Consider the following 21,480-nt stretch of genomic DNA (forward strand, 5'->3'; position numbering starts at 1 on the left):
AGTCGAACAGGCCCGGGCGCGTAACAACGTGCTGCGGGAACGCTTCCCGCCCCGCTCTGCGGAGGCGTGGTGGCCAGCGACAGAGCAGTCAGCGGACGAGGTGCTGCGTCGGCTGACGGCGCCACCCTTCTTGGCTGCCGCGAACGCCACCCGGGCCGGGCGGCGGCGCGGGGTCGCCAAACTTCTGCGCTGGCTGTCCAGCCTCCCGGGGGATACCTGGCAGCAGCGGTGGAAGGCCAGCCGCGCCGAGGAGATCCCCGGCGCGGACTGGACAGATATCCCACTGCGCTTCTTGCGCGAGAGTGGGCCGTCGCCGTCGTATGAGCGCGTTGACCTGACCTCCGGGCTACTGATGCTGGTCTGCGGCGATGTCATCCGTCCCGACCTGGCCTGGATGCTCACCCGCACGCACAAGCACCTGGCTCCGGTCATGGCCGAGGTCCGCGACCCCGAGGGGTTCGCAGGGCTGGCAGGGCTGGCCGAGTCTGGGCCGGCCAGCGCCCGGGGAGAGGCCACCATCGCGGCGACCCGGATCGCCATGATTCTTGCCTGCAAGGGCGGGTCGATCGCGGACATCACCGTCGGCGACTGCGTGGAGCTGGTCGACACCTTGCGCCGAGTCCATGTCCGCGGGGGTCAGCGCAAAGTCGACTTCTACCTTCGACTGCGGGCCCTGGATGTCTTCCCTGAGGACGCCCCGGCCACGATCCGGGCCTTCGGGCTTGCCGCCGGCCGACTGAGCATCGAAGAACTCGTGGATCGCTATCCGATCCGGTGCCGCCCGGTCCGCGACCTGATCGTGGACTACCTGCGCGAACGGCAGCCGTCGTTGGACTACACCAGCCTGGACGCGGTCTCGCGGACCCTGGCCGGGCTGTTCTGGACCCGGGTCGAAGCCCTCTCACCAGGCATCGACTCCCTGCGGCTGCCACCGGCACTGGCCCGCGCCTGGAAGACAGACATCGCCACCAAGAAACGCACCACGATCGGTCCGGACGGCACCGCCGTCGAGGTCGCCAGCCCCAGGCTGAACGCCAAGGACGAGCTCATCCGCGTCCGTGCCTTCTATCTGGACATCGCCCACTGGGCTGCGGAAGAGCCAGCCCGCTGGGCACGGTGGGTGGTGTCCTGCCCGATCAGCGACGAAGAGATCAGCAAGGCCAAGGACCGCAAACACCGCAAGGCCCGGATGGACCAGCGCACCCGCGAACGGCTTCCCGTCCTGCCGGTGCTGGCCGACACCGTCGACCGCAGGCGACGTGCCGCAGCCGGACTACTTGCCGCCGCCGAACACACCCGGCCCGGGGACCTGATCCCCGACACCGCTGGAGCCTTGCGCAGAGCCGTCACGACCAAGGCCGCCGGGCACATGACCTGGGCCGAGGAGACCTCGACCGGGCGACGGCGGAACCTCACATACGAGGAGACTGAAGCCTTCTGGGCCTTCGCCGCGATCGAGGTCCTACGCCTGACCGGCATCCGCAACGAGGAGCTCCTGGAGCTGACCCACCACAGCGTCACCGAATACCGGCTCCCGAGCACCGGCGAAGTCGTGCCCCTGCTGCAGGTTCGCCCCGTCCAAGACCGACAGCGAACGGCTCCTGCTGGTCACCCCGGAACTGGCGGACGTCCTTTCCACCATCGTCCGCCGCCTGCGAGGAAGCAGCCGCGCGATCCCGCTGGTGACCTCCTACGATGTCCACGAGCGGGTCTGGAACCCGCCGATGCCGCTGCTGTTCCAGCGCGATATCGGCACCGAACACCGCGCTTTCACCCCGACCGCGCTCCGCAAGCTTCTGATCAACGCGCTGGCCGCCACGGGCCTGACCGATGCCGGCGGAGAACCGCTCGTCTTCTCCCCGCACGACTTCCGCAGGATCTTCGTGACCGACGCCATCATGAACGGTCTGCCACCGCACATCGCCCAAGTGATCTGCGGGCATCGGAGCCTTGATACGACGATGGGCTACAAGGCGATCTACCCGGCCGAGACCATCGAGGCCCACCGCGCCTTCATCGCCCGTCGCCGGGCCAGCCGGCCCAGCGAAGAGTATCGGACACCGGCCGAGGAGGAATGGGATGCTTTCCTTGCGCACTTCGAGAAGCGCAAGGTCTCCATCGGCACCTGCGGTCGCGCCTTTTTAAGCCCATGTGTTCATGAACACGCTTGCGTTCGTTGCTCGCTTCTCCGGCCGGACCCGGCCCAGCGCGGCCGGTTGGAGGAGATCCGCGACAACCTCGTCGCCCGCATCGCCGAGGCCGAGCGCGAGGGCTGGCTCGGGGAGGTCGAAGGGCTCCGGATCAGCCTGGCTGGCGCCGAAGACAAGCTCGTTCACATGGACCGACGAGCTTCCGGCGGTACGGCGGTCGACCTCGGCATGCCACGCATAGCCCCAGCTCAATTTACCCAGGTGGAGGGAACGGCTTCGCTGGCACAATCACTGGATGACCAGCAATGACATCCGGTTCGACTGCCGGCACCGTGGCGACGGCGGCCCGCTCGTGATCATCCCCCGCATCGACGGAGCACCACTCACCGAGCTGATCGACGGGTTCGAGATCGCCGCCGGGATGCAGCCCGCAGGCGACGCCTACGGCGGTCTGATCCCGGAGTTCTTCCGGTTCGGCCCGATGCAGGATCACTTCCTCGGACGGTCCACCAACACGATGGGGCCGAAGACACCCGTTCTCGGCTGTGAATGCGGCGAGTGGGGATGTTGGCCCCTCATGGCCCGCATCACCGCGACAGCCGACCTCGTGACCTGGGACTCCTTCGCGCAACCTCACCGCACAGCACGCGACTACACGGCGTTCGGCCCGTTCCATTTCAAATGGCCCCAATACGACGACGCCTTGCTCGCTCTGAGCGCGAAAATCAGCTCCGATAAAAGGTGAGTTCACCCGCGTCATCCCATCAAGCTCAGCAGGAGTCGCCGCATGAATCCAGCAGAAAGCCACACGGACGAAGTCGTATTGAGCGCTGAAGAGTACGACGTCGTCAGGGCAGCCCTCGCTGGTGTCACCAGGACCGGACCTGGAGCACAAGCCCACTCCCTCGACTCTCTCCTCGCACAGTGGAGCGCCTTGGTGGACGAGGTGGAAGAGGGCTACTCGTGGTGCGCGCCTGAGCTCAGCCACGACCTCAGGTGCCGGAACGCGCTCGCGGGAGCCTGGCCGCTGCTACCCTCACGTGTTCGCGCGATCAGGCAACCGGAACTCGATGGCATCGACGAGCGCTATCGCCGCGCCACGATTCCGTGGCCTAGCCGCCCCGAGGAAGGTGGTCGATGGTGGACATGGCGTGTTCCCCGGCGCCTTGAGATCGAAGCTTCAGAGCAACGAGATCCGGACTGGCCGCTGGGATGGGAGATGATGCCGTTCCCTCGACCCGCTTCCGTGGAAGTCGTCACTTGACAATACGTGCCGATCAGACCCTGACCAAGCTGATGTAGTTCAGAGAAGCTTGTGTCAGATGCTCGCTCCTCCGGCCTGATCCAGCCCAACGGCCACGGCTGGCCGACATCCGCGACAACCTGATCGCCCGCATCGCCGAGGCGGAACAGAAAGGATGGCTGGGTGAAGTCGAGGGCCTCCAGGTGAGCCTCGCTGGCGCCCGGAGCAAGCTGGACCAACTTGAAACCGTAGCGGCCCGCCGCTCCTCCGCAGCCGATCTTGGCATGCCGGCCTTCGCCGACATAGCCATCCGTACCACCGGCACGTCGACGGGCCATGACGGCCGCTGTCAGCCCCGTAGCGGCCTGTAGAAGGTGCGGAGTTCTTCCGCGTAGCGTTCGGGCTGCTCGATCGGGGCGAAGTGGCCGCCTCCAGAGTCCTTCAGTGAAGATCCGACTGGACCTCGGTCAGTCGATGCCTTCGACGATGCGGAAGTCGCGCTCGACGCCGTCGGAGAGGGCGACCAGCGCCTCCTGGTAGGCCGCACTCTCGTGCGCCGCGACGGCCTGCTCGAAGCTGTCGAACTCGATCAGGACGGTGCGCTCGGCGATTCCGGCGTCATGCGCCACGACCCGACTGCCACGGGCGAGGATCCGACCGCCCCCGGCCTCGACGGCCGGACCGGCCAGCTTGTTGTAAGCAGCCAGCTTCTCAGGGTCTGAAATGGTGCGGTAGGCGCTGACCCAGTAGCCCTTGGGCATGGAACCTCCAGTGTTGGGATGAGTGCATCTGACTTACGGGTTGGTCTCGGACGAGCGTCGGCGGGCGAGAGCGAGGCTTGTCAGCGTCGTGATCGCCATGGCGCCGATGCCGACCAGCGCCGCGGTGGTGTAGGCGCTGTCGTCGGGGAAGAGGTGGCCGGGGCCGGTGCCCGCGGCGAGGATCAGGCCGCCGATGGCGCTGCCCAGGGAGTACCCGACGCTGCGGACGACGTAGTTGAAGCTCATGGCGCTCGACGTCTCGCTCTTGGGGGTGACGGCCAGGATGACGCCGGGCATCGCGGCCGAGAAGCCGCCGACGCCGAAGCCGAGCACGCCCATCGCCGCGAACAGTTCGGCCAGGTCCGACCGGGCCGCCGCGAACAGGGCGAACCCGCCGCCGACCACGACGGCGCTGCCGGCCAGGAGCAGGGGGTCGGCGATCCGCGTCCGGACCCGCGGCGTGAGCTTGCCGGCGACGAACCCCAGTACCGAGAACGGGATGAGGACCAGCCCGGCGACGAAGGTCGTCAGCCCGAAGCCGTAGCCGGCGCCGTGCGGCGTCTGCGCGTACCGGGTGATGAGCGTGAGCAGGAGGTACATGCCGATCCCGCCGACGAACATGGCGAGGTTCGCCCCGGCGACCGCCGGGTGCCGCACCGCCCGCACATCGACCAGGGGCGTCGTGCTGCGCAGCTCGATGACGGCCCAGACGCAGAGCAGCACCACCGCGACGACGGCGAGGCCCGCCGCCACGGCGAGGTGCCGACTCCACAGATTCCGTTCGCCGGCGAGGAACAGCACCAGGAGCAGCGCAGCGGCCAGGACGACCGCGCCTGCCACGTCCACGTGGGCGGAGCGGCCTTCGGGGGCTTCGGGCATGGAGCGCCACGCGGTCAGGAGGGCGGCGGCGGTGACGACCAGGCCGAGGCCGTAGGCGGCCCGTACCCCGCCGAGCTCGGCGAGCAGTGCGGCCAGCGGGTAGCCGACGCCGGCCCCGATGATCGAGACCACCGAGATCAGGGCGATCACGGCCGCGCTGCGCTCCTCGGGGAGGTGGTCCCGGGCCACGCCCATCATCAGCGCCGTCAGCCCGAGCCCGACGCCCTGGGCCGCCCTGCCGGCCAGCAGCCACGCGAACGGCAGCGGCAGCACGGTGAGCGCGCTGCCGGCGACGACGACCGCCAGCGTGGCGAGGATCGTGGCCCGCCGGTGCGGGCCGGCTCCGAGCCGGCCCAGGACCGGCGTGGCGACGGCGCCGCTGAGCAGCGCGACGGTCAGCGTCCACTGCGCGCTGCCGAGCGAGACGTGGAACGAGGTCGCCACGCTGGTGATGAGCGGCGTCCCGAGGCTGGCGACCGCCGCCACGACCAGAGCGATGAACATCAGGGCGGGGACCAGCAGCCGCGCCTCGGAACGCGCCACCGGGAACGTCTTCACCGCGACCCCGCCGACCGGCTGCCCGGTCACTGCTTCGGCCCTTCGCGGTCCTGTCTTTCGAGCTCTGCCAGATGCTTCAGCGCCGGAAGGGCCGCCACCAGCGCCTCGACCTCGTCGCCGGTGAGCTCGCCGATCAACCGCTCGAACGCGTGGACGCCCGCCTGGCGCCGCGTCCGGACATAGGAGGCGCCGGCCTCGGTCAGGCACACCAGCGTGACCCGCTTGTCGGACGCGTCGCCCCGCCGCTCGACCAGGCCGGACTCCTCCATCACCCGGACCAGGGCGGTCATCGCGGGCTGGGTGACGCCCTCGACCGCGGCCAGATCGGTGATGCGCCGCGAGCCGGTCCGGTCCAGGGTGGCCAGGGTGGCGGCGGACGTCAGGCTCATGTCCCGGGGCAGGCGTCTCGCGGCCCTGGTGGCCAGGCCGTAGAGGGCTGCCCCGATGGCGGCGGACGCGCCAGGAGCGGTGTCTTGACGACTCATGCTCGAAACATAGCATTTTTATATTCATAGTTTATGGAAATGGTCGACTGGCGCGGGCGGCCTCGACCGCTGGGAGGCGGTGCGCTGCCGCATCGGCTTCAAGTACGCCCTCGGCCTGGAGCTGGAAGACCCCGGCTTCCACCACAGCGTCCTGTCCGACTTCTGCGACCGGCTCGCCGAGGGCGACCGCGCCGACCGGCTGCTGGGCCTCGCGCTCACCCGGATCCGGCGGGCCGGCTTGCTCAAGGGCCGCGGCACCCAGCGCACCGACTCCACCCACATCCTGTCCGCCGTACGGGAGCGGACCCGCCTGGAGCTGGTGAGTGCCTATGTCATTTCCCTTGATCGGTGACCTTCTGTGACTGGTGAGCAAGTTCGTTCGCCAGGGGTCAGGGTTGGGCGGGCTCAGGTCTGGTCGGGGTGTCTCTGATAGGTATCCAGGAGTCTTTCGGTCATCTCTGGTGACCATGACGCATGCGTCGGACTCTGCTGTCTGTACGGGCCGGAGCTTCCCCGGTCGGTGAGGGCAGGAGTGAGCGCCAGAAGCCGATCTGATCACTCTGTTACGGGCAGGCATTCGGCGAGCAGATCGACGATGTCGCGCCAGGCTCGCTGTGCGTGTCGTGGGTGGTAGCCGACGCCCGGGGGTGTGGTGTGGTTGACCGGTGGGTGGTGGAAGGCGTGCAGGGCCCCGCCGTAGACCACGCAACGCCAGTCGACGCCCGCGTCCCGCATCTCGGCGGTGAACGCTTCCCGTTGCGCGGGCGGCATGATCGGGTCTTCCGATCCGACCCCAGCCCACACGGGGCAGCGAATGCGTGCCGCCTCGCCCGGTCGGCCCGTGGTCAGTGCGTTGACCGTACCGATCGCGCGCAAGTCGACTCCATCGCGCCCGAGTTCCAGCACAACCGCGCCCCCGGTGCCGTAGCCGATTGCGGCGACCCGGTCGAGGTCGGTCCGCGGTTCGGCGCGCAGCACCTCGAGTGCCGCATGGCCAATGCCCCGCATCCGGTCGGGGTCTGCGAGCAGCGGCATGCAACGGGCCAGCATCTCCTCGGGGTTGTCCAAATAGCGCCCGCCGTGGAGGTCAAAGGCCAGCGCCACGTATCCCAGCTCTGCCAGGGCATCGGCGCGGCGGCGCTCGACGTCGCTGAGCCCCATCCCCTCAGGCCCGATCAGGACTGCGGGCCGACGCTCATCACCGGCAGGGAGCGCGAGGTGCCCGATCATCGCGAGAGCATCGGCCGGGTATTCGACCGTACGTGTTGTGATCGTCATGAGGCTGGACCGTAGTGACCATCCAGCCAGGTCGGGCCGGTGTTCACCGTCGGCAGAAGGTGGTCCGTCGCAGCTGCACGAGGATTGTGTCGAGTCCCCCAATGACATCGCGGTCTCACAGAGCGTTACAGACCGACGGTTCTGGCACAGCTACTGACCGAGGCGGTCCGCGCCGTCTTGGAGGCCATGGCCCAGGGCTGAAGTCCCTCAGCCGAAGGTGTGTGCGTCATAGAACGATCTTGTTCCACTGCTGGGCAATCGGCTCTTGGACAACGTCATTTGAGCGACGCCGCGTTAGTTCAGAGAAGTGACCAGGCCAAAGCTGATGGCCCCGCTCCAGATCGTCGACGGCATGCATACCTCCAGGCCCCCCTGCGGTCCGGTCGGTGGCGGTCCAGCCGCGGCCGGGAGAGACATCTCGGCCACCACCCGCACACCGATCCTCGTGCCTCATACACCGATCCGCATGCCGGACTGGGCCAGCCGGATGCGCCCGCCGACTCCCGGGGCCACCCTGGAGGCATGAGCGCCCCGATAGTCGTTTACGGCCCCTCCTCAGCAGGCGGTCGGGCGGTCACCATCAACGGTGCGATCGCCGGCCTCGCCCGCGACGACCGTGACCTCGTCGAGTTCCTGAGGTGGGCCGGCCTCGACGACGCCTGGGATCTCCTCGACGACCCGCACTGGATCGAATGGCGCGGCGGACGGGCCCACCGGTACGAAGGTTGAGTCAGGTGCGGTACACCAGGAACAGGAGCACCCCGGCTGCGATCCAGGTCCGGCGCAACAAGGCCTGGTCGCGCGAAAGGGTCGAGCTGATCCGAGAGCTGTGGGACGGCGGGGACGGTCTGTCCTGCCGGCAGATTGCCGACCGTCTCGACCTCAAGCTGAGCACGGTGCAAGACGCGTTTCGGGACTACAAGGGGTCGGGATCGCATCGGCCGAAGGCGACCAAGCCCGAGGAGACGTAGGGCGGCGTGGACGGCCGCCCGGCCTGATCTCACGCACTGGACCGGCAGAGAGTACAACAGGCAGCTGCCCCCTTCCGCTGGAGCGGCCGGGGGCTGTTCGCGTGGGCGGCCGGGTTGTTCAGCGTTGTTCAACGGTCGGCCTGCGGGGTGTTGTTCGGCTCGGTGGCATCCGGTTCGTGCTGCATTGCAGGAATCGGTGAACGCGGCACTCGGTGCCCGGCATGCTCTCGATCTATGTCGACGAGCGATCCAGACCAGCCGTCCGCTCAGCCACGGGTGCCCCTTCTGCGCCGCGTCCGGGAGATGGGCACAGCGGCACATGTACTCATATGGGCGGCGCTACTCTCGGCCCGGGATCTCGCGCCTGCATTTCGTGCGGGAGCGTACAGGGCCACCGCGCCCACGTGCGGGTGACGTGTGCCGGGTTCGGCCTCGGTGATCAGGTATGTGCCCCTATGGTGCGGTCCGCTCTTGCGTACGAGCACGTCAGGGGCGCTTCGTCAGCGCACCAACCCCCACGGCCGCGTCAGGCCTGTCTCGCTGAGCACGCCAAGCCATCAGCCCGTGCACCAGTAGAGCCACAAAAGCGACCCCCGCTGCAATGCGAATCGCGTTCCAGGTGATCTCGGTAACCAGGCCCTGCGAGGCAGCCTCCGCGTCCAACCGCGCAGAGGTCTCGACGAAGGCAGTCAACGGGATGAGCAGCCGGAACGGGAGACCGCCGATACCGCACGTTCGCGCAATGTTCCCGAATAGCCCCACAGGGGCCCCAAAGACGAAAGCCACTATTCCCCAAGCAAGGATCTTGGAAGCGAGTCCCTCTCCGGATCCAGAGGAGATGAGCCGACCGATTGGAACGGTCGGGAACATGAACTTGAAAACGTAGTACACGACCACGGCTAAAGCCAGTGCAGAGGAAGCCAGCAGTGCCGACTCAATCTTGGACCGGCGCGAAAAGCCCACCAGAAAGGCGAAACATACCCACGCCCACCCACTGGAGAAGATGAGAGCAGCAGCATGGCAAATCGGGTTGTCGAATTTGCCCATGAGAGGGCCGATTACAGCTAGTGCCATGCCAGCCGCGAGGGCAACCACGATAGGCGTGACACGAGTGCGGGGAAAGTACACGATCGCTTTATCCCGTTTCTGTGGTCAATGATCAGAAGCTTGCCCGATCGGGGCCTACGTGAACGACTTCGCAGAGCCCCGGCAACACGAGCCTCCCCCGCCGATCACCCCTGGCACGGCGCCCGTTCCGCACTCGGCGGCAGGCACAGTGCGAGGGTCCGGGAAGAAGATTAGTACGGGTCGAGGCTGATCTACGGGCTGCGGGAGTACCGGGGTCGCAAGGACAAGCCGAAGGGCTTTGGATGGCACGACTTCTGCCGCCTCCTCGTCCGAGCCCGCATCCAGCTCGACGGCCCGATCGTGCTGGTCTGGGACAACGTCCGCCTGCATCTCACCCGCGGTATGCGCGCCTTCATCGACGGCAACTCCGACTGGCTGACCGTCTTCCAGCTGCACACCTGCGCCCCGGATCTCAACCCGCAGGAAGGCATCCGGTCGCTGGTCAAGCGCGAGATCTGCAACCTCGCAGCCTCCGATCTCACCCAGGTCACCAGGGCCGTCAAGCGCAAGCTGAAGCAGATCCAGTACCGACCCGACGTCATCGACGGCTGTCTCGCCGGCACCAGCTTGGCCCATGGGACGTGACCGAAACCGCCCTCGGCCGTCCGCGTCGCTCACGTGGCGATGAGAGAGGATGCAAGCTCAACCCATCTTTTAGGAAGGCGAGTACCCGGTGACGAAACCTGCCACTGTGGATCTCATCCACCTGGAGGACGCAGACGGGAACCGTTGTATCGTGCGCGTCACCGGCCGCTTCCAGCCGGGCATACTGACCGGCCACGACATCCTGCGCGCCGACGTGCTTGTATCCGCGAGCTTCATCGAGGCTCGGCTGGACGTCTACCTCTTCCAGCAGGACCTCGACGCCTGGCAACACGGCCTGTCCGACCTCGCCCCAGGCCGTCAAGCCAGCATCGGAGGAGATCGTGGCCTGAGCCTCACCCTTCACATGCACGAAGGCGGCTGGCTGTCTGTCACCGTCGAAGATCCGGACCGACTCACCACGCTCCTGGGAGTCCGCCCGGAAGAGAACTGGGTCCATGAACATCAAGAACGTCTGCAACAGGTGAGGCAGACCTGGCCCAGTGAAGTCATCACGACGGCGCCGGGGGCCTACGAGTGGAGCCGCAAGCCCTGAGGTGACAAGGGTCAAGATCTTTTCCCCGCGTACGGCCAGTAACTCCCCACAGGCGGTCCCCGCTGATGGCCAGTTCCGCTTCCCGGTTTCGCGCCGCCTGATACGGTGCGTGACCGAGCCGCGGCGAGGCCGGCGGCCGTGTCGGGCGGTAGGCGACGGCGACCTGCAGAAGGCGCCCCCGAGCTGCGGCCGGAACGTGAAAGGCGAGACTGCCCGCGTCGACTTCGGCGAGCAGTCGAGGCTGAACAACAGCCGGCCAAAGTTGACGCGCGATCGGTCAGACACCGCCGCTCTCGTCGGCGACGCCAGCTGGCTCCGTCGTTGGTCTCGTCGACGAGGAAGTCCCGATTCGGCGACAGCCCGCCGCGGCGCTCGTAGGATGCCTGGATGCCTAAGCCGATACGGATGAGCCGCCGCTCGTGGGTTGCCGCGTGGGCGGTGCTGTGCGCGGCTGGCCTCGCCGCCACCGCCAAACTGAACGCCTCCTCGGCACCGGCCCCGCAGCCCGAGAAGTCCGTCAGTGCCGAGTGCGCCGAGCGCATCGCGGACATCGAGACGCAGCTGGCCAAGGCCAAGCAGGAAGACAAGGGAGACGGAATGCTGGTCTTCTCGCGAGTCCAGGTCGGCACCGCGGACGACTGCCGTGACGATCTCCGTAACCACTTCCGTGGCGATCAGTGAGCCGCGCTACCTGGCTCGCCGCGATGGCAGGCCTAACCTTCGTCTGTGCCGGGGCAATCATTGCTGTGGGCGCCACGTCGGAACCGAAGCCGCGGCCCACGCCGCCGCGGGTGTACTCCTCCTGCCTGGCGGCAGACACCAAGCCGGTGTCTGCGGACGACGACCCGTGCGACGGCCGCTGAAGAACGTCCGAGCGACCGTCCGCCGCATGGCAGAGCACCCAAACCCAAGTCGGCCTCTTGGCCGACGACGCCACCACCACAAGAACTGGACATCGGTGGCCCACCCAGATGAGGGGCCCCCGTTCGTCCTGACAGTGAATGTAGCCACGGCCACTTGATTTCCCGTCAGGCGGCCGTGGGCGGTGAGATCTAACTGGCCACCGACCCTGAGGCGTGCCCACCTGTCGACCTGGCCGACATCACCAGTTCAACCTCCTTACTGCCGTCAGGCCGCGGGAGCCTCGGCGGAGCCAATGCCGGCGGCGATGAGCGCCCGGCGCAGACCATCCGCCCGCAACGTGGAGTGCACCACCCAGCCCGGCTACCGAGGCGCACCGAGCAGCTTGGCCAAGCACAAGCGCAAGTACCACCCCACCGATCGGTGAGCACCCCGACCATGGACTACAACGAAGGCGCGCCGTCCGCCGCTGCCGAATGCGCCTGCGAGGCCGCGCCTGCTGAACCAGGCAGACCGCTCCAACGACGCGGGAGTAATGGAGCGCCGCATTGCTGCGGCCGCCGTCGGGGCCAGCCTCTCCATCGCAGCCGCGCAACGCGAAACCACCGAGCAGTAGCCGCACAGCACTGGTGCCCCCCGACCAAGCGCAAGTTGGTCGAGGGGCACCAGGGCGTCACGGTGCCCTGCCCGGTCTCCTGTCAGTGATCAGTTGCCGTGGGCACTGATGGACGCAGTGGTCGCGCGTCCGTGCTGTCGGCGTCTGACATGGGAGCGCGGGTACGCTATTCGCCGGCCGCCGCGTGGAAGATGGTCTTCCCGGATCCGACCTGGTACAAGGCCTTGCCGTTCTTGGTGCCGAGGTAGGTGGCCTTGCCGGTCACGTGATACCTGCCGCCGGCCACGGCGGGGAGGGCGACCGTCGCGGTGACGTTCACCGGGATGTCCACCTTGGTGTTCACGCCGAACCTGGTGCGATGCCAGTCGACCCCGACCTCGCCTCGCTCGGTCCACTGGGTTCCGGAGGCAGCGGTCAGGCCCTTGTCCGCAGGGGTGATGCGCACCGTCTCGGCGCCGGCGGAGGTGACGGTCAGGCCGAGGACGCCCTCGAGGACGCCGTTGACCCCGGCGCCTCCCCAGCCGTGCGAGAAGCTCTCGCTGCTGCTCTGGGAAACCTGGGCGCCGGTGCAGTCGGAGGTCGAGCAGCCGGGGGTCCACTGCTCCCACAGGAAGGTGCCGCCTTCGGAGAGGACCTGGGCCGGGCCGTCGTGGGACGGGTCGGTCAGGATTTTGACCAAGGTGTCCGGGCGGTCCGTGATCCGCAGTGCCTCGAGCAGTGTCCGCAGGGTCATCGGGCCCTGCTGCATGCCCAGTTCGGAGATGCGGTCTCCCAGGGCGGTGTACTCGGAGGGGTTCGCGATCCCGTAGGCGACGGGGAAGGACTGCGAGTGCTCGCCGAAGTGATCGATACGGGAGCCTGCCGCGTCCAGGCCGTCGGACCAGGCACCGGTGCCGGGGTCACTCAGCTGGTCGCGCATCGCCTCGGTCAGGTGGTCGGCCCGGTCGTCGTACGTCGTCCGGGTGCCGGTGTCGTCCAGTGCCTCGGCCGCCGTCGCGACCGAGCGCAGCGCGCCCACGCCGAGCGCGTTGACGACCGTGCGGTTGACGTTGCCCTTGGTGACGTAGCCGTAGCGCATAGGGGCGGGCCAGTCGATGATGCCGTACTGGTATTCGCCGCTGCCGCCGGGCAGGTCGGCGACCAGTCCACGGCTGTCGACGGCACGCCAGATGTAGTCGGCGACGTTCTTCATCACTGGCAGGGCCTGGCGCAGGAGGTCCTTGTCACCGGTGGTCTGGTAGTAGCGGAGCACCCACTCGGGGAACATCTCGGTGTAGTCGGGGATGTCCCGCTTGGCGTCGCCGTTGGGGTAGACGGAGTTCAGGGCGCCGTTGTTCCAGTAGCGGGCCTGGGAGTTCATGAAGGAGACGATCGCCTGCCGGGTCAGGCTGCGCTCGCCGGACGAAGACATGGTGGCGAAGGACTCGTCGATGCTGTCGCCGAGGAACTGACCCTTCTCACGGGTCGGGGTGTCGAGGAAGACGTTCTGCGACGACTGGAGCGCGGAGCGCTGCATCAGCGCGAAGACGCTGTCGAGAGTGGCGTCACTGCTGGAGAAGGTGGCCGGATGGGCGGCGTCGGTGTTCTGAACCACGGCGCTGATGTCGTCGGTGGTCAGGTTCTCGCGCGGGTCGCTGATCTGCAGGTAGCGCCAGCCCCAGTAGGTGAAGGGCTGCGCGGTCTGCGCTCCGTCCTTTTCGGTGTAGTAGAAGTGCATGTTGCTGCCCTGCGTGTCCAGCTTCGAGGTACCCGCGCGGGAGTTCTCGACCCAGCTGCCCTTGGCGTGGTCCCTGAGCAGTGCGCCGTCGAGGGTCACCGTGGTGCCGTCCACTGCCTGAATGGTGTGCGTCTCGGGGTCGCCCGCTCCGTATCCGTTCGCGGGAGCGTCGACAGTGATCCGGTCACCGACGTGGACGTTGCCGGCAGCGGCCAGGGTCAAGGTGGTGGCGCCGGCCGAGACGGCCGCGGTCAGCGTGCTGTTGTTCTGCCGGTAGCTGGTGGTGAACGTCAACTGCCGTCCGGCGGCGCCGTCCTGCAGACGCACCGAGGGAACGGCGGAGTAGACCTTGCCGAAGTCGGCGAAGACGGTGCCGTCCGGCAGGTGGAGCAGGGAGACGGGGTGGACGGCCTTCTGTGACAGGTGGGCCTGCAGCGCGGACAGATGTGTGAAGGCGCAGGGTGACGAACCGCCCTCGTATGAGGCGCAGTTGGCCGGGTTCGGGCGGGGGTGCGGGCCGATGGCGGTGGCAGTCGGCCAGCTGTTGTCGTCGTAAGGGGCGGTGTCCCAGCCCGCCATTTCCTTCGTCGCGTCGTAGTACTCGACACGGTCACCGGCGTCGCTGTTGCGGTAGGTGACGGTGTCGACGCTCTGGGGCTCGTAGCGGTGCACCTTCCACGAGCCGTCGGACACCATGAGGTCCCGCGTCCCATCCTTGTGGTCCACCACCACCTTGACCAGGAGGCCCGAGGGGCCTTCGGAGCCGCTGGGCCCGTTGGCGCGGCCCTGGCACTTGCAGTTCCAGTAGTGCGTGACAACGCCGACGGGCAGCTTCTGGCCCGCCGTGATCCCGTCGAGCTTCGAGACGTCGTAGTACCCCTCGCCCGCGTACTCGTAGGAGGAGCTGCGCTGCACCACGTGTCCGCCGACGTTCACCTCCCAGTCCCCCATGGAGGCCACATACACGCGCGCGTCGGTCACCGGGCTGCCGCTCGAGACCGTCATGACCTTGCGGGCAGCGGTCCATTCGTTGGTGGCGTCGTTGCCGGTCGCGGGGCGGCGGATCCACTGCGCCCCGGACCAGTCGTCGTCCCCGAGGCCGGTGCCGAAGGAAGCGGGGTCGGAGAACGCCGACTCGGCGCCCGCGTGGTCCCAGGTGCGTACCCGCCAGGTGTAGGAGGTTCCCGCCTTGAGGGCCGATCCGCCGTAAGGTATCCAGCTCTGTGCCGAGCTGGACACCTTGCCGCTGTTCCAGTGCTCGGTGCCGTCCCCGTCACGGACGACGACCTGGTAGGCCGACTGGGTCTCACCGCTGTCGATGTCCTGGGGAAGCCAGCCGAACTGCGGTGCGCCGTCCACGGCGAGGGGGTCGACCCGGTCGTTGACGGTGAGTCCGACCGGCGCGGTCGGCGCGTGATTTCCGACGGGCCCGGTGGCGAACGCCTGGGGCGCCGTGCTAAACGCGAGTCCCCATGTGAGAGCGAGCAGGCCGAAGCGTCTGCAGGTTGCCCACGGCAATCTCATGACGCGCCTCCATTCGAATGATTTGAACATTTCAATGCACGTGCGACCAAGTGCCCCGCCGACGCGCAGTAGGCGCGCAAAAGGTCCCCGTTACAGGGCGAGGTGACCACCGGGTGACTTCCGGGAGAATCTTTGAAACGTATCAATACGTCTCGGTGAGGCTATGTAGTGGCCGAGCCACCTGTCAACGGTTGTGCACGGTCGGTCCGTGAGCGCCAACCGTGGCTGATGATTCTCGAGTTGGGGCCTGTCTGGAGGTTCCCGTCTGCGCCGCAGCAGACGACGGGAGTCTCCAGACAGGCCCTAGAAGCGGCGCCCCGGCGCCCAACTGGCGGCGGCCAGACGGCAGCGCCGCCACCACTTCGTCTTCGACGGCAGGGGCAGACGGCTCGACGGCTGCCCGCTCCACAGCTGTCCGGCCGCGCTCGCGGTAGTCGCCAATTGGCGACCGTTCCTCGGCGGTACGGGGTCCGGACAGTTAAAGTGCCCCCGAAGTCAGGCATGAGAGGGATCGCGTTGGAGCGACGGAAGCTGATCGGGATCGGGGCGGGGCTGGCGGTCCTACCCGCCTGGTGGGCCCTGCGTCAGGTGGCGAACGGGGCCAAAGGGGACTGGCACACCGACACCGCACCGTTGGAGCGGGCGTTCCCGCTGCTGGGCCCTCTCGCCGACGCCAAGTGGGTGAGCAGCCGGGACAACGACGACCGGAGCATATCGTCGCCGGAGCTGGTGATCTCGGGCTTCGCCCGGCTGACACCGGGGAAACTTGCCGAGCTGACAGCGGCCCACACCTTCGTCTCCGAGGGGCCGGCCGATGACTTTTCCTCGTGGTTCGAGAAGCCGCTCAAGGGCGAGGGGCCGGAGAATCCGCAGTGGGTCCGGTCGCACGAGCTCGACCGCGACGGCAGCGGCTACTCCACCAACCTGTGGTTCGACCGTCGCAGCGACACCGTCCGCTTCTGGGCACTCAACCCGTACGGCTAGAGCGCGTATCGGGTCGATCAGTTTGTGGGTTTCGCTCTCACGGTCGGAGCAATACTCAGGACTTGTGGATCGATTCCGGGAGGGACGCGGAGGGCGTACTTTCCCGAGTGATCCCGTGATGGTCACCGAGTAGGCCCGCATTCGCGGCGCGGGTCGGAGAGGCACGCCCGTGCTCAGCGTAGGCGCTGACTACGGCTCGACCCAGTCCGGCTCCCTGATCGACGAGATCGTCCGCGAGGGCGCCCGCCGGATGCTGGCCGCCGCACTGGGGTCGGAAGTCAACCAGTACATAGCCGAGTTGGCGGCCCAGACCATGGATACGGCCGATTGCTCACCGTTCCCTCTGCGGCCGAGTCATCCTCAACCTACCTCGACTCGGCCGGCGGCCTGATTGCTGCCCGCAGCAGATCCACAACTCTTGACAATCACTCCGCAAAGCCGCTCCGCCGACCTTTCAGTAGATCCCCTGAGCCGGGGTCCCACCGGCGATGAGGCCAAGTTGAGCTGTGTGATGATGCAGGAAGATGACCGGCCCTGGGAAGGGACCGAATGCCTGAGAAGAGCGGGGTCCATCGTGGGCAAGGGTGAGGAGTCCATACCGGACGAAGAGTGGGAACGCTTCCTTCGTGAAGCGGAGGCGGGGACTCAGGGCGCGCCTGAGGAGCCGTCGGCACGGGCCCGGATGGTGGCGCGGCAGCTGCGGGAGGAGGCCGGCCGACCGGAGCCATGGCGGAGTCAGCCACCGGCACGGCGGCAAGGAGGCAAGGGCTGGTACGCGGTCGGTCTGCTGGTTGTGGCTGCTCTGCTGGTCGTGGCGCTGGATCCAGGGCGGGTGGCTGGATGGTTCGGAGGCGGGGGCGGTGAGAGTGCGCCGCTTGCCGCGGAGTCGAAACGTCCTGATCAACCGCCGCCGACGGAAGGGACAGCCCAACTTCCGAGCCTGGAGGAGCCGTTCAATGGGTCGCCCGCGGGGCAGTGGGGTGACGGTACGGCTGGGATCGGCCTGCCTGAGCCACGTGCGACCGGCTGGATGAGCAAGGGGCAGGTCGGGCAGGCGCTCGAGAAGTCCCGGGACTTCCTCGCCGCGTCCAGTCTGGATCCTGGTGTGCTGCGCGGGGAGCGGCCGAGGAAGGCGATCGCGTTGATCAATCCTCATCAGGAGGATGTCCAGGACTACCTGGCGACCGCCTTCGGCGCGCCCAGCCGGGAGAACGATCCTCTGCTGCTGTTCAGCCGGTTCGAGAAGACGAAGACCCGGCTTGTAGGGGATGTGGTCAAGACACGAGGGCGAATCACGTACCGAGAAGGCAAGCGCGGTGCGGTCGAGGTGACCACCGATGTCACATTCGTATATCCCGTCGTGCGCGCTCCAGCGGGAAGCAACGAAGTCACACGCACAATCGTGCGCCGTGAGGTCGTGATGAGTTGGGACGACCCGGCGAAGGTCGTCGTCGAGCCGGATACGTTCTCCCTCGTCTCCTACAAGGTGGACACCACCAACGGCGGCTGCGATACCTTCACCGGCTACTTCACCCCCACGTTCAGCGCAGAGCGCGCGGCCTCGCGCCCGGGAGACGGCCCCGAGGTCGACCCGTACGACCGGAGCACGTCGATGGAAACACGCATGCGGGAGGCCGGCGATGCGGGGTGCGGGACTGCCACACGGTCGTGAGCGGCATTTTGCAGAGAATCAGAACTGCATGGTCGGGAGCCTCAAGCGTCGCGGGTCGGTGAGTGTCCAACTGCGTGACAACAACCACGCACACCGCGAACAAGGGCGGACGCCTGTGGACCATCGCACCAGGTAAGAGGCATACCGGCCCTTGGTCGACCGCCCACGCAAGTTGCTTCGGGACGAAGGGCTCCGACTTCAAGTCCCGGACCGATGAACCAGATCAGAAGGCCCGCGAGTGCACACGCGGGCCTTCTGCTTGCTCCCTTCCGGGCGTGGTGGCACGGATCGCCTGGCTCAGCGAGGCGCGTACGCCACGTGCTCGAAGGGCCACTCGCGGGCCAGCCAGTAGCTGACGACGCGGTAGAGCTCGGTATCGAGGGAAGCATGGTCCGCCCGGACCCAGGAGCGGACGTCAGTGACACCAGGGTCCTGCCGTGAGCCGTATATGTAGACACAGCCGATGACGTCATCCCCAGGGACCGGCAGGACGGTGTAGGTGAAGCCGACGCGCCGGTCGAAGTCCTCCGCGTGCCGGCGCAGGTCGTCGAGGTTGGCCTCCAGGGACATGCCGCCCGGAGGCGGCCAGGAGCGGTCGGCGAAGTCGGGGTTTGCTCGAATGTGGGCGATGCTGGAGGTCCAGGCGGCGTGATCGGCCGCATTGTGCTGAGGGCCGAGGGGCTCCAGGCGGAAGTGGTCGGTGGCAGGCGGGTGCGGTACGGCGAAATCCGGAGCCACGAGGGACTGGTCAGGTGAGGTCACCGCGGGAGGTTACCGCCGGGCCCCTACCGATTACTCACGAATATTGGGAGACAGCACCGATAGCCGTCGTGCCGAACCCTGACATCAACAACGCCGGACAGGCGTGTACCCACGCACGCCGATCCGGTGAGCGGCCAACGACAACCAAGGACGACCGCTGAAGCGCCCGGGACCACCGCCCGGACCAGCGAAAACCCAGCTCACCGAGATCCCCGACAAGAACCAGGGCAAGAAGACAGGCCGGTCCGGCGGCCCCCCGGTGCACCTGGTGGGCTCCGATCTCGTCGGGTCACCCGTCAGCGGTCGTAGCAGGTGTACGAGCCGTCCTGCCCGCGCGCAGTGCTATTAGAACTCCAGCACTTCAGCATCGGCGCGAGCGTGTACGCCCGGTAGGCAGCCGCGAGGAGCAGCAGGCCGCACACCAGGCCGGCGGTGACCTGCAGAACCTCGGATCCCCGGGCAGCCACCGCCAGTGCACAAAGGGCTGCCCCGATACCGAGGACAAGGACGAACAGCGCAAGCCCACTGAGGTTGTCCCGCAGCCCCGGGGTCGACTCTTGCTCCATCGTGAACATGAAGCTGAACAGGAGCAGCAGCGCGACAAGCGTCGCGCACCCCAAGACCAGACACCCCTTCACGACCCCCCACCCCTTCAGCTGACGAAAAGCAGGTCCGAGTCGCAGCGCAGCCTACGGCCCCTTGAAAGGGGCCGGAGACCAGCAAGAGCGGGAGAGGCAACTTCGTGTGCCCGTTGCGTGCCCGATCGAGCAGCGCCCAGCAGGGAACAACGAGGAATGTCGGTGAGCGGGCCAGGACCGCGCAGGTCAGCGTCTTGCCAGGTCAGCCCCGTCCGCATACGCCCTCTTCCAAACCAGGTGAGTCAGTGGTGCCGCCTAGAGTGCGTAATGTCGGCACAAGATCGAGCACCCGGGGGTGGGGCGTGGAGGAGCGCGAGCGGTTCACACTGTTGCGGATCATCGGCAAGTACGGCGGCAGTGTCGTGGTCCAGTTGAACGACTCGTACGCCCCGGGCATCCCGGATGTTCAGGGACAGCTTCTGGTCCACAACGACTTCGTGGCCGGCATTCACGACACCTTCGTGGACCCAAGCGACCTCGCCAGCTGGTCGCACGTATTGGACGAGGTTGCCGCGGGGCGCGACGCCGTTTGGCGCGAGGCTGCGCGAGTCGCCGAAATAGGCATCCGTTTGGACTGGCGAGAGAACGACCACGATCGAATCACGGTCACCATCGCCGACCAGCAAACCACCCGGCTGGCCATCTCCCTCGACGTGGATCGCGGCTGGATCGACGAGCAGCGTGTGTTGCTCGAAAGACTCCGTGCCGTCTGGGCGCATCTGCTCCCAGCAGACTGAGAAGCTTCAGACAGCACTGCTGTCGTCTGTCATAGGTAGGCGAGCGCCCGGTACAGCAGCGAAGTACCGCAACCACAGCAACCGATCACGTCCAGTAGTGTCCCTGCAAGGCCCGACGATGACCGATCTGACCCGAGCTGACCAATCCACATAGAGCTACGGATCAGAAGGCCGTATCCTCGGCCGGTGGTGAGGTCGTCCGCACGGTAAAGGCCGCGACCCGGGGTGCGACAAGGGTCGGCTGCCTCACCACCACAGCAGGGCCGTGCCACTCTCGTGCCAGAACGCGCAGGGACTCACGGGGAGTCGGCAGTAACAGCGGTGCAGACGCCGGGACTTACTGCGTGACAGATCCACGCAGGTCACGCCAGAGCCGCCCTACCTCGCTCCTACTGAGGTTTTCGTGTTGTCGTCGGGTGGTGACGGTTCATGATCTCTGCGGTATGCCGGTGGGGTGAGGTATTCGGAGGGTGGGGGCCTGACCGCTGAGCGGCGGGCGTTTCGTGAGGAGATCCGGCTTCAGGCCGGGCAGCGGTTCGCTGCGGGTGAGAAGACCTCGGTGATCGCGAAGGACTTGCGAGTGAGCGTGCGGTCGGTGGAACGCTGGCGTCGTGCCTGGCGCGAGGGCGGCATGGAGGGCCTGCGTTCCGCGGGTCCGGCGAACTCACCGACCATCACCGATGCCCAGTTCGCCGTCCTGGAGGAGGAACTCGGCAAAGGCCCGGCAACGTACGGCTTCGAAGACGAACGCTGGACCCTGGTCCGGGTCCAGGTGGTGATCCGCCGCCGTCTGCGAGTGAGCCTGTCGGTGGCGACGGTGTGGCGGCTGCTGAAGCGGCACGGCTGGTCCTGGCAGGCGCCTGCCCGCAGAGCACTGGAGCGTGACGAGCACGCGGTGGAGCTGTGGAAGAAGGAGGTGTGGCCCCGGATAAAAGGCTCGCGGCGGCCTCTGGGGCCTGGATCGTCTTCGAGGACGAGGCCGGCTTCTCGATGACGCCGCCCCGTGCCCGCACCTGGGGCCGGCGCGGGCATACCCCCGTCATCCGCGTGCGTGGCAGGTCCCGCCGTCGGACCTCGGTTGCCGCGCTGTGTTGCTACAAGGCCGGCGAGAAGAGCCGTCTCATCCACCGCCCCCGCACGCACCTCCTGCTCAAGGGTGCCCGCAAGAGCTTCTCCTGGCAGGACTATCGCGACCTCCTGGTGCGGGCACACATCCAGCTCGACGGACCGATCGTGGTGGTTTGGGACAATCTCAACACCCATCTGGCCGCGGGGCTGAAGCGTGTCAAGCCCCGGGTTTGATGGAGAGTGGATTAGCTGTTTTTCAGGGTGAGTTCTGGGGTGGTCGTTGGGGTGTGGCGGGCTTCGAACTCGGCGG

Annotated in this window: 20 protein-coding genes and 2 pseudogenes; 13 read left to right on the forward strand and 9 right to left on the reverse strand. The window is 67.4% G+C overall.

The features are described 5' to 3' along the window. The first annotated feature begins 1,724 nt into the window (after window positions 1-1,724). Together ACFU8W_RS38885 and ACFU8W_RS38890 are read left to right on the forward strand one after the other, a co-directional pair. Window positions 1,725-2,459 (forward strand): tyrosine-type recombinase/integrase, encoded by a 735-nt coding sequence (locus ACFU8W_RS38885; protein WP_384048057.1) that lies wholly within the window; start codon window positions 1,725-1,727, stop codon window positions 2,457-2,459. Then, window positions 2,446-2,895 carry a hypothetical protein gene (locus ACFU8W_RS38890; RefSeq protein WP_384048060.1) on the forward strand — a complete coding sequence of 150 codons (450 nt, stop codon included), beginning with the start codon at window positions 2,446-2,448 and terminating at the stop codon, window positions 2,893-2,895. Before ACFU8W_RS38885 ends, ACFU8W_RS38890 begins: the two co-directional genes overlap by 14 nt. A 965-nt stretch (window positions 2,896-3,860) precedes the next feature. Here ACFU8W_RS38890 and ACFU8W_RS38895 read toward each other — a convergent pair. From ACFU8W_RS38895 to ACFU8W_RS38905, 3 genes are read right to left on the reverse strand one after another with little or no spacing between them, the layout of a single operon-like run. Further along, entirely contained in the window at window positions 3,861-4,154 is a 294-nt protein-coding gene (locus ACFU8W_RS38895; protein ID WP_059130497.1) for a DUF1330 domain-containing protein, read from the reverse strand. Window positions 4,155-4,187: 33 nt separating this feature from the next. After that, window positions 4,188-5,621 (reverse strand): MFS transporter, encoded by a 1,434-nt coding sequence (locus ACFU8W_RS38900; protein ID WP_384048063.1) that lies wholly within the window; start codon window positions 5,619-5,621, stop codon window positions 4,188-4,190. After that, window positions 5,618-5,980 carry a MarR family winged helix-turn-helix transcriptional regulator gene (locus tag ACFU8W_RS38905; RefSeq protein ID WP_384048110.1) on the reverse strand — a complete coding sequence of 121 codons (363 nt, stop codon included), beginning with the start codon at window positions 5,978-5,980 and terminating at the stop codon, window positions 5,618-5,620. Before ACFU8W_RS38905 ends, ACFU8W_RS38900 begins: the two co-directional genes overlap by 4 nt. 169 nt (window positions 5,981-6,149) lie before the next feature. On the opposite strand from ACFU8W_RS38905, the pseudogene ACFU8W_RS38910 reads away from it, so the two are divergent. Then, window positions 6,150-6,401: pseudogene (locus tag ACFU8W_RS38910) on the forward strand (transposase); the annotation flags it as partial. 230 nt (window positions 6,402-6,631) lie between these two features. Here ACFU8W_RS38910 and ACFU8W_RS38915 read toward each other — a convergent pair. Beyond that, window positions 6,632-7,354 (reverse strand): dienelactone hydrolase family protein, encoded by a 723-nt coding sequence (locus ACFU8W_RS38915; protein ID WP_384048066.1) that lies wholly within the window; start codon window positions 7,352-7,354, stop codon window positions 6,632-6,634. Between the two features lie 522 nt (window positions 7,355-7,876). On the opposite strand from ACFU8W_RS38915, the gene ACFU8W_RS38920 reads away from it, so the two are divergent. Together ACFU8W_RS38920 and ACFU8W_RS38925 are read left to right on the forward strand one after the other, a co-directional pair. Beyond that, window positions 7,877-8,083, forward strand: coding sequence for a hypothetical protein (locus ACFU8W_RS38920; RefSeq protein ID WP_384048069.1), 207 nt, complete (start codon window positions 7,877-7,879; stop codon window positions 8,081-8,083). 5 nt (window positions 8,084-8,088) lie between these two features. Continuing rightward, a complete protein-coding gene (locus tag ACFU8W_RS38925; RefSeq protein WP_384048072.1) occupies window positions 8,089-8,325 on the forward strand; it encodes a helix-turn-helix domain-containing protein in 237 nt (78 codons plus the stop codon). Window positions 8,326-8,811: 486 nt separating this feature from the next. Here ACFU8W_RS38925 and ACFU8W_RS38930 read toward each other — a convergent pair whose 3' ends face one another. Next, window positions 8,812-9,372, reverse strand: a complete 561-nt coding sequence (locus tag ACFU8W_RS38930; protein WP_384048075.1) for a hypothetical protein — start codon at window positions 9,370-9,372, stop codon at window positions 8,812-8,814. Window positions 9,373-9,651: 279 nt separating this feature from the next. On the opposite strand from ACFU8W_RS38930, the gene ACFU8W_RS38935 reads away from it, so the two are divergent. The 3 genes from ACFU8W_RS38935 (at window position 9,652) to ACFU8W_RS38945 (ending at window position 11,272) form a co-directional block, all read left to right on the forward strand. Next, window positions 9,652-10,038: a transposase gene (locus ACFU8W_RS38935; protein ID WP_384048113.1), complete on the forward strand. Its 387-nt coding sequence runs from the start codon at window positions 9,652-9,654 to the stop codon at window positions 10,036-10,038. A 106-nt stretch (window positions 10,039-10,144) separates the two neighbouring features. Continuing rightward, a complete protein-coding gene (locus tag ACFU8W_RS38940) occupies window positions 10,145-10,591 on the forward strand; it encodes a DUF5959 family protein (RefSeq protein ID WP_384048078.1) in 447 nt (148 codons plus the stop codon). Window positions 10,592-10,978: 387 nt separating this feature from the next. After that, window positions 10,979-11,272: a hypothetical protein gene (locus ACFU8W_RS38945; RefSeq protein ID WP_384048081.1), complete on the forward strand. Its 294-nt coding sequence runs from the start codon at window positions 10,979-10,981 to the stop codon at window positions 11,270-11,272. Window positions 11,273-12,234: 962 nt separating this feature from the next. On the opposite strand, the gene ACFU8W_RS38950 is transcribed toward ACFU8W_RS38945, so the two are convergent. Together ACFU8W_RS38950 and ACFU8W_RS38955 are read right to left on the reverse strand one after the other, a co-directional pair. Continuing rightward, entirely contained in the window at window positions 12,235-15,309 is a 3,075-nt protein-coding gene (locus tag ACFU8W_RS38950; protein ID WP_384048085.1) for an alpha-L-rhamnosidase N-terminal domain-containing protein, read from the reverse strand. Window positions 15,310-15,612: 303 nt separating this feature from the next. Beyond that, window positions 15,613-15,750, reverse strand: coding sequence for a hypothetical protein (locus ACFU8W_RS38955; RefSeq protein WP_384048088.1), 138 nt, complete (start codon window positions 15,748-15,750; stop codon window positions 15,613-15,615). A gap of 60 nt (window positions 15,751-15,810) precedes the next feature. Here ACFU8W_RS38955 and ACFU8W_RS38960 point away from each other — a divergent pair, with 60 nt between their 5' ends. Together ACFU8W_RS38960 and ACFU8W_RS38965 are read left to right on the forward strand one after the other, a co-directional pair. Further along, window positions 15,811-16,293: a hypothetical protein gene (locus ACFU8W_RS38960; protein ID WP_384048091.1), complete on the forward strand. Its 483-nt coding sequence runs from the start codon at window positions 15,811-15,813 to the stop codon at window positions 16,291-16,293. 574 nt (window positions 16,294-16,867) lie between these two features. After that, on the forward strand, window positions 16,868-17,965 hold the full coding sequence (locus ACFU8W_RS38965) for a hypothetical protein (RefSeq protein WP_384048116.1): 1,098 nt from the start codon (window positions 16,868-16,870) through the stop codon (window positions 17,963-17,965). A gap of 297 nt (window positions 17,966-18,262) precedes the next feature. On the opposite strand, the gene ACFU8W_RS38970 is transcribed toward ACFU8W_RS38965, so the two are convergent. Continuing rightward, the gene (locus tag ACFU8W_RS38970) at window positions 18,263-18,727 is read right to left on the reverse strand and encodes a GNAT family N-acetyltransferase (protein ID WP_384048094.1); all 465 of its coding nucleotides are present in this window, start codon (window positions 18,725-18,727) and stop codon (window positions 18,263-18,265) included. A gap of 296 nt (window positions 18,728-19,023) precedes the next feature. Then, the gene (locus tag ACFU8W_RS38975; RefSeq protein ID WP_384048097.1) at window positions 19,024-19,347 is read right to left on the reverse strand and encodes a hypothetical protein; all 324 of its coding nucleotides are present in this window, start codon (window positions 19,345-19,347) and stop codon (window positions 19,024-19,026) included. 320 nt (window positions 19,348-19,667) lie between these two features. On the opposite strand from ACFU8W_RS38975, the gene ACFU8W_RS38980 reads away from it, so the two are divergent. From ACFU8W_RS38980 to ACFU8W_RS38990, 3 genes and pseudogenes are all read left to right on the forward strand, one after another. After that, complete coding sequence (locus ACFU8W_RS38980; RefSeq protein ID WP_384048101.1) at window positions 19,668-20,102, forward strand: DUF5959 family protein; 435 nt, start codon at window positions 19,668-19,670, stop codon at window positions 20,100-20,102. Between the two features lie 454 nt (window positions 20,103-20,556). Further along, window positions 20,557-21,096 (forward strand): winged helix-turn-helix domain-containing protein, encoded by a 540-nt coding sequence (locus ACFU8W_RS38985; RefSeq protein ID WP_384048104.1) that lies wholly within the window; start codon window positions 20,557-20,559, stop codon window positions 21,094-21,096. Continuing rightward, window positions 21,093-21,383 (forward strand): annotated as a pseudogene (locus ACFU8W_RS38990) (DDE endonuclease); the annotation flags it as partial. The gene ACFU8W_RS38985 and the pseudogene ACFU8W_RS38990, both read left to right, overlap by 4 nt. Window positions 21,384-21,480: the final 97 nt, after the last annotated feature.

Source organism: Streptomyces sp. NPDC057565, assembly GCF_042801455.1.
In the GTDB taxonomy this organism is placed as follows: Bacteria; Actinomycetota; Actinomycetes; order Streptomycetales; family Streptomycetaceae; genus Streptomyces; species Streptomyces yanii.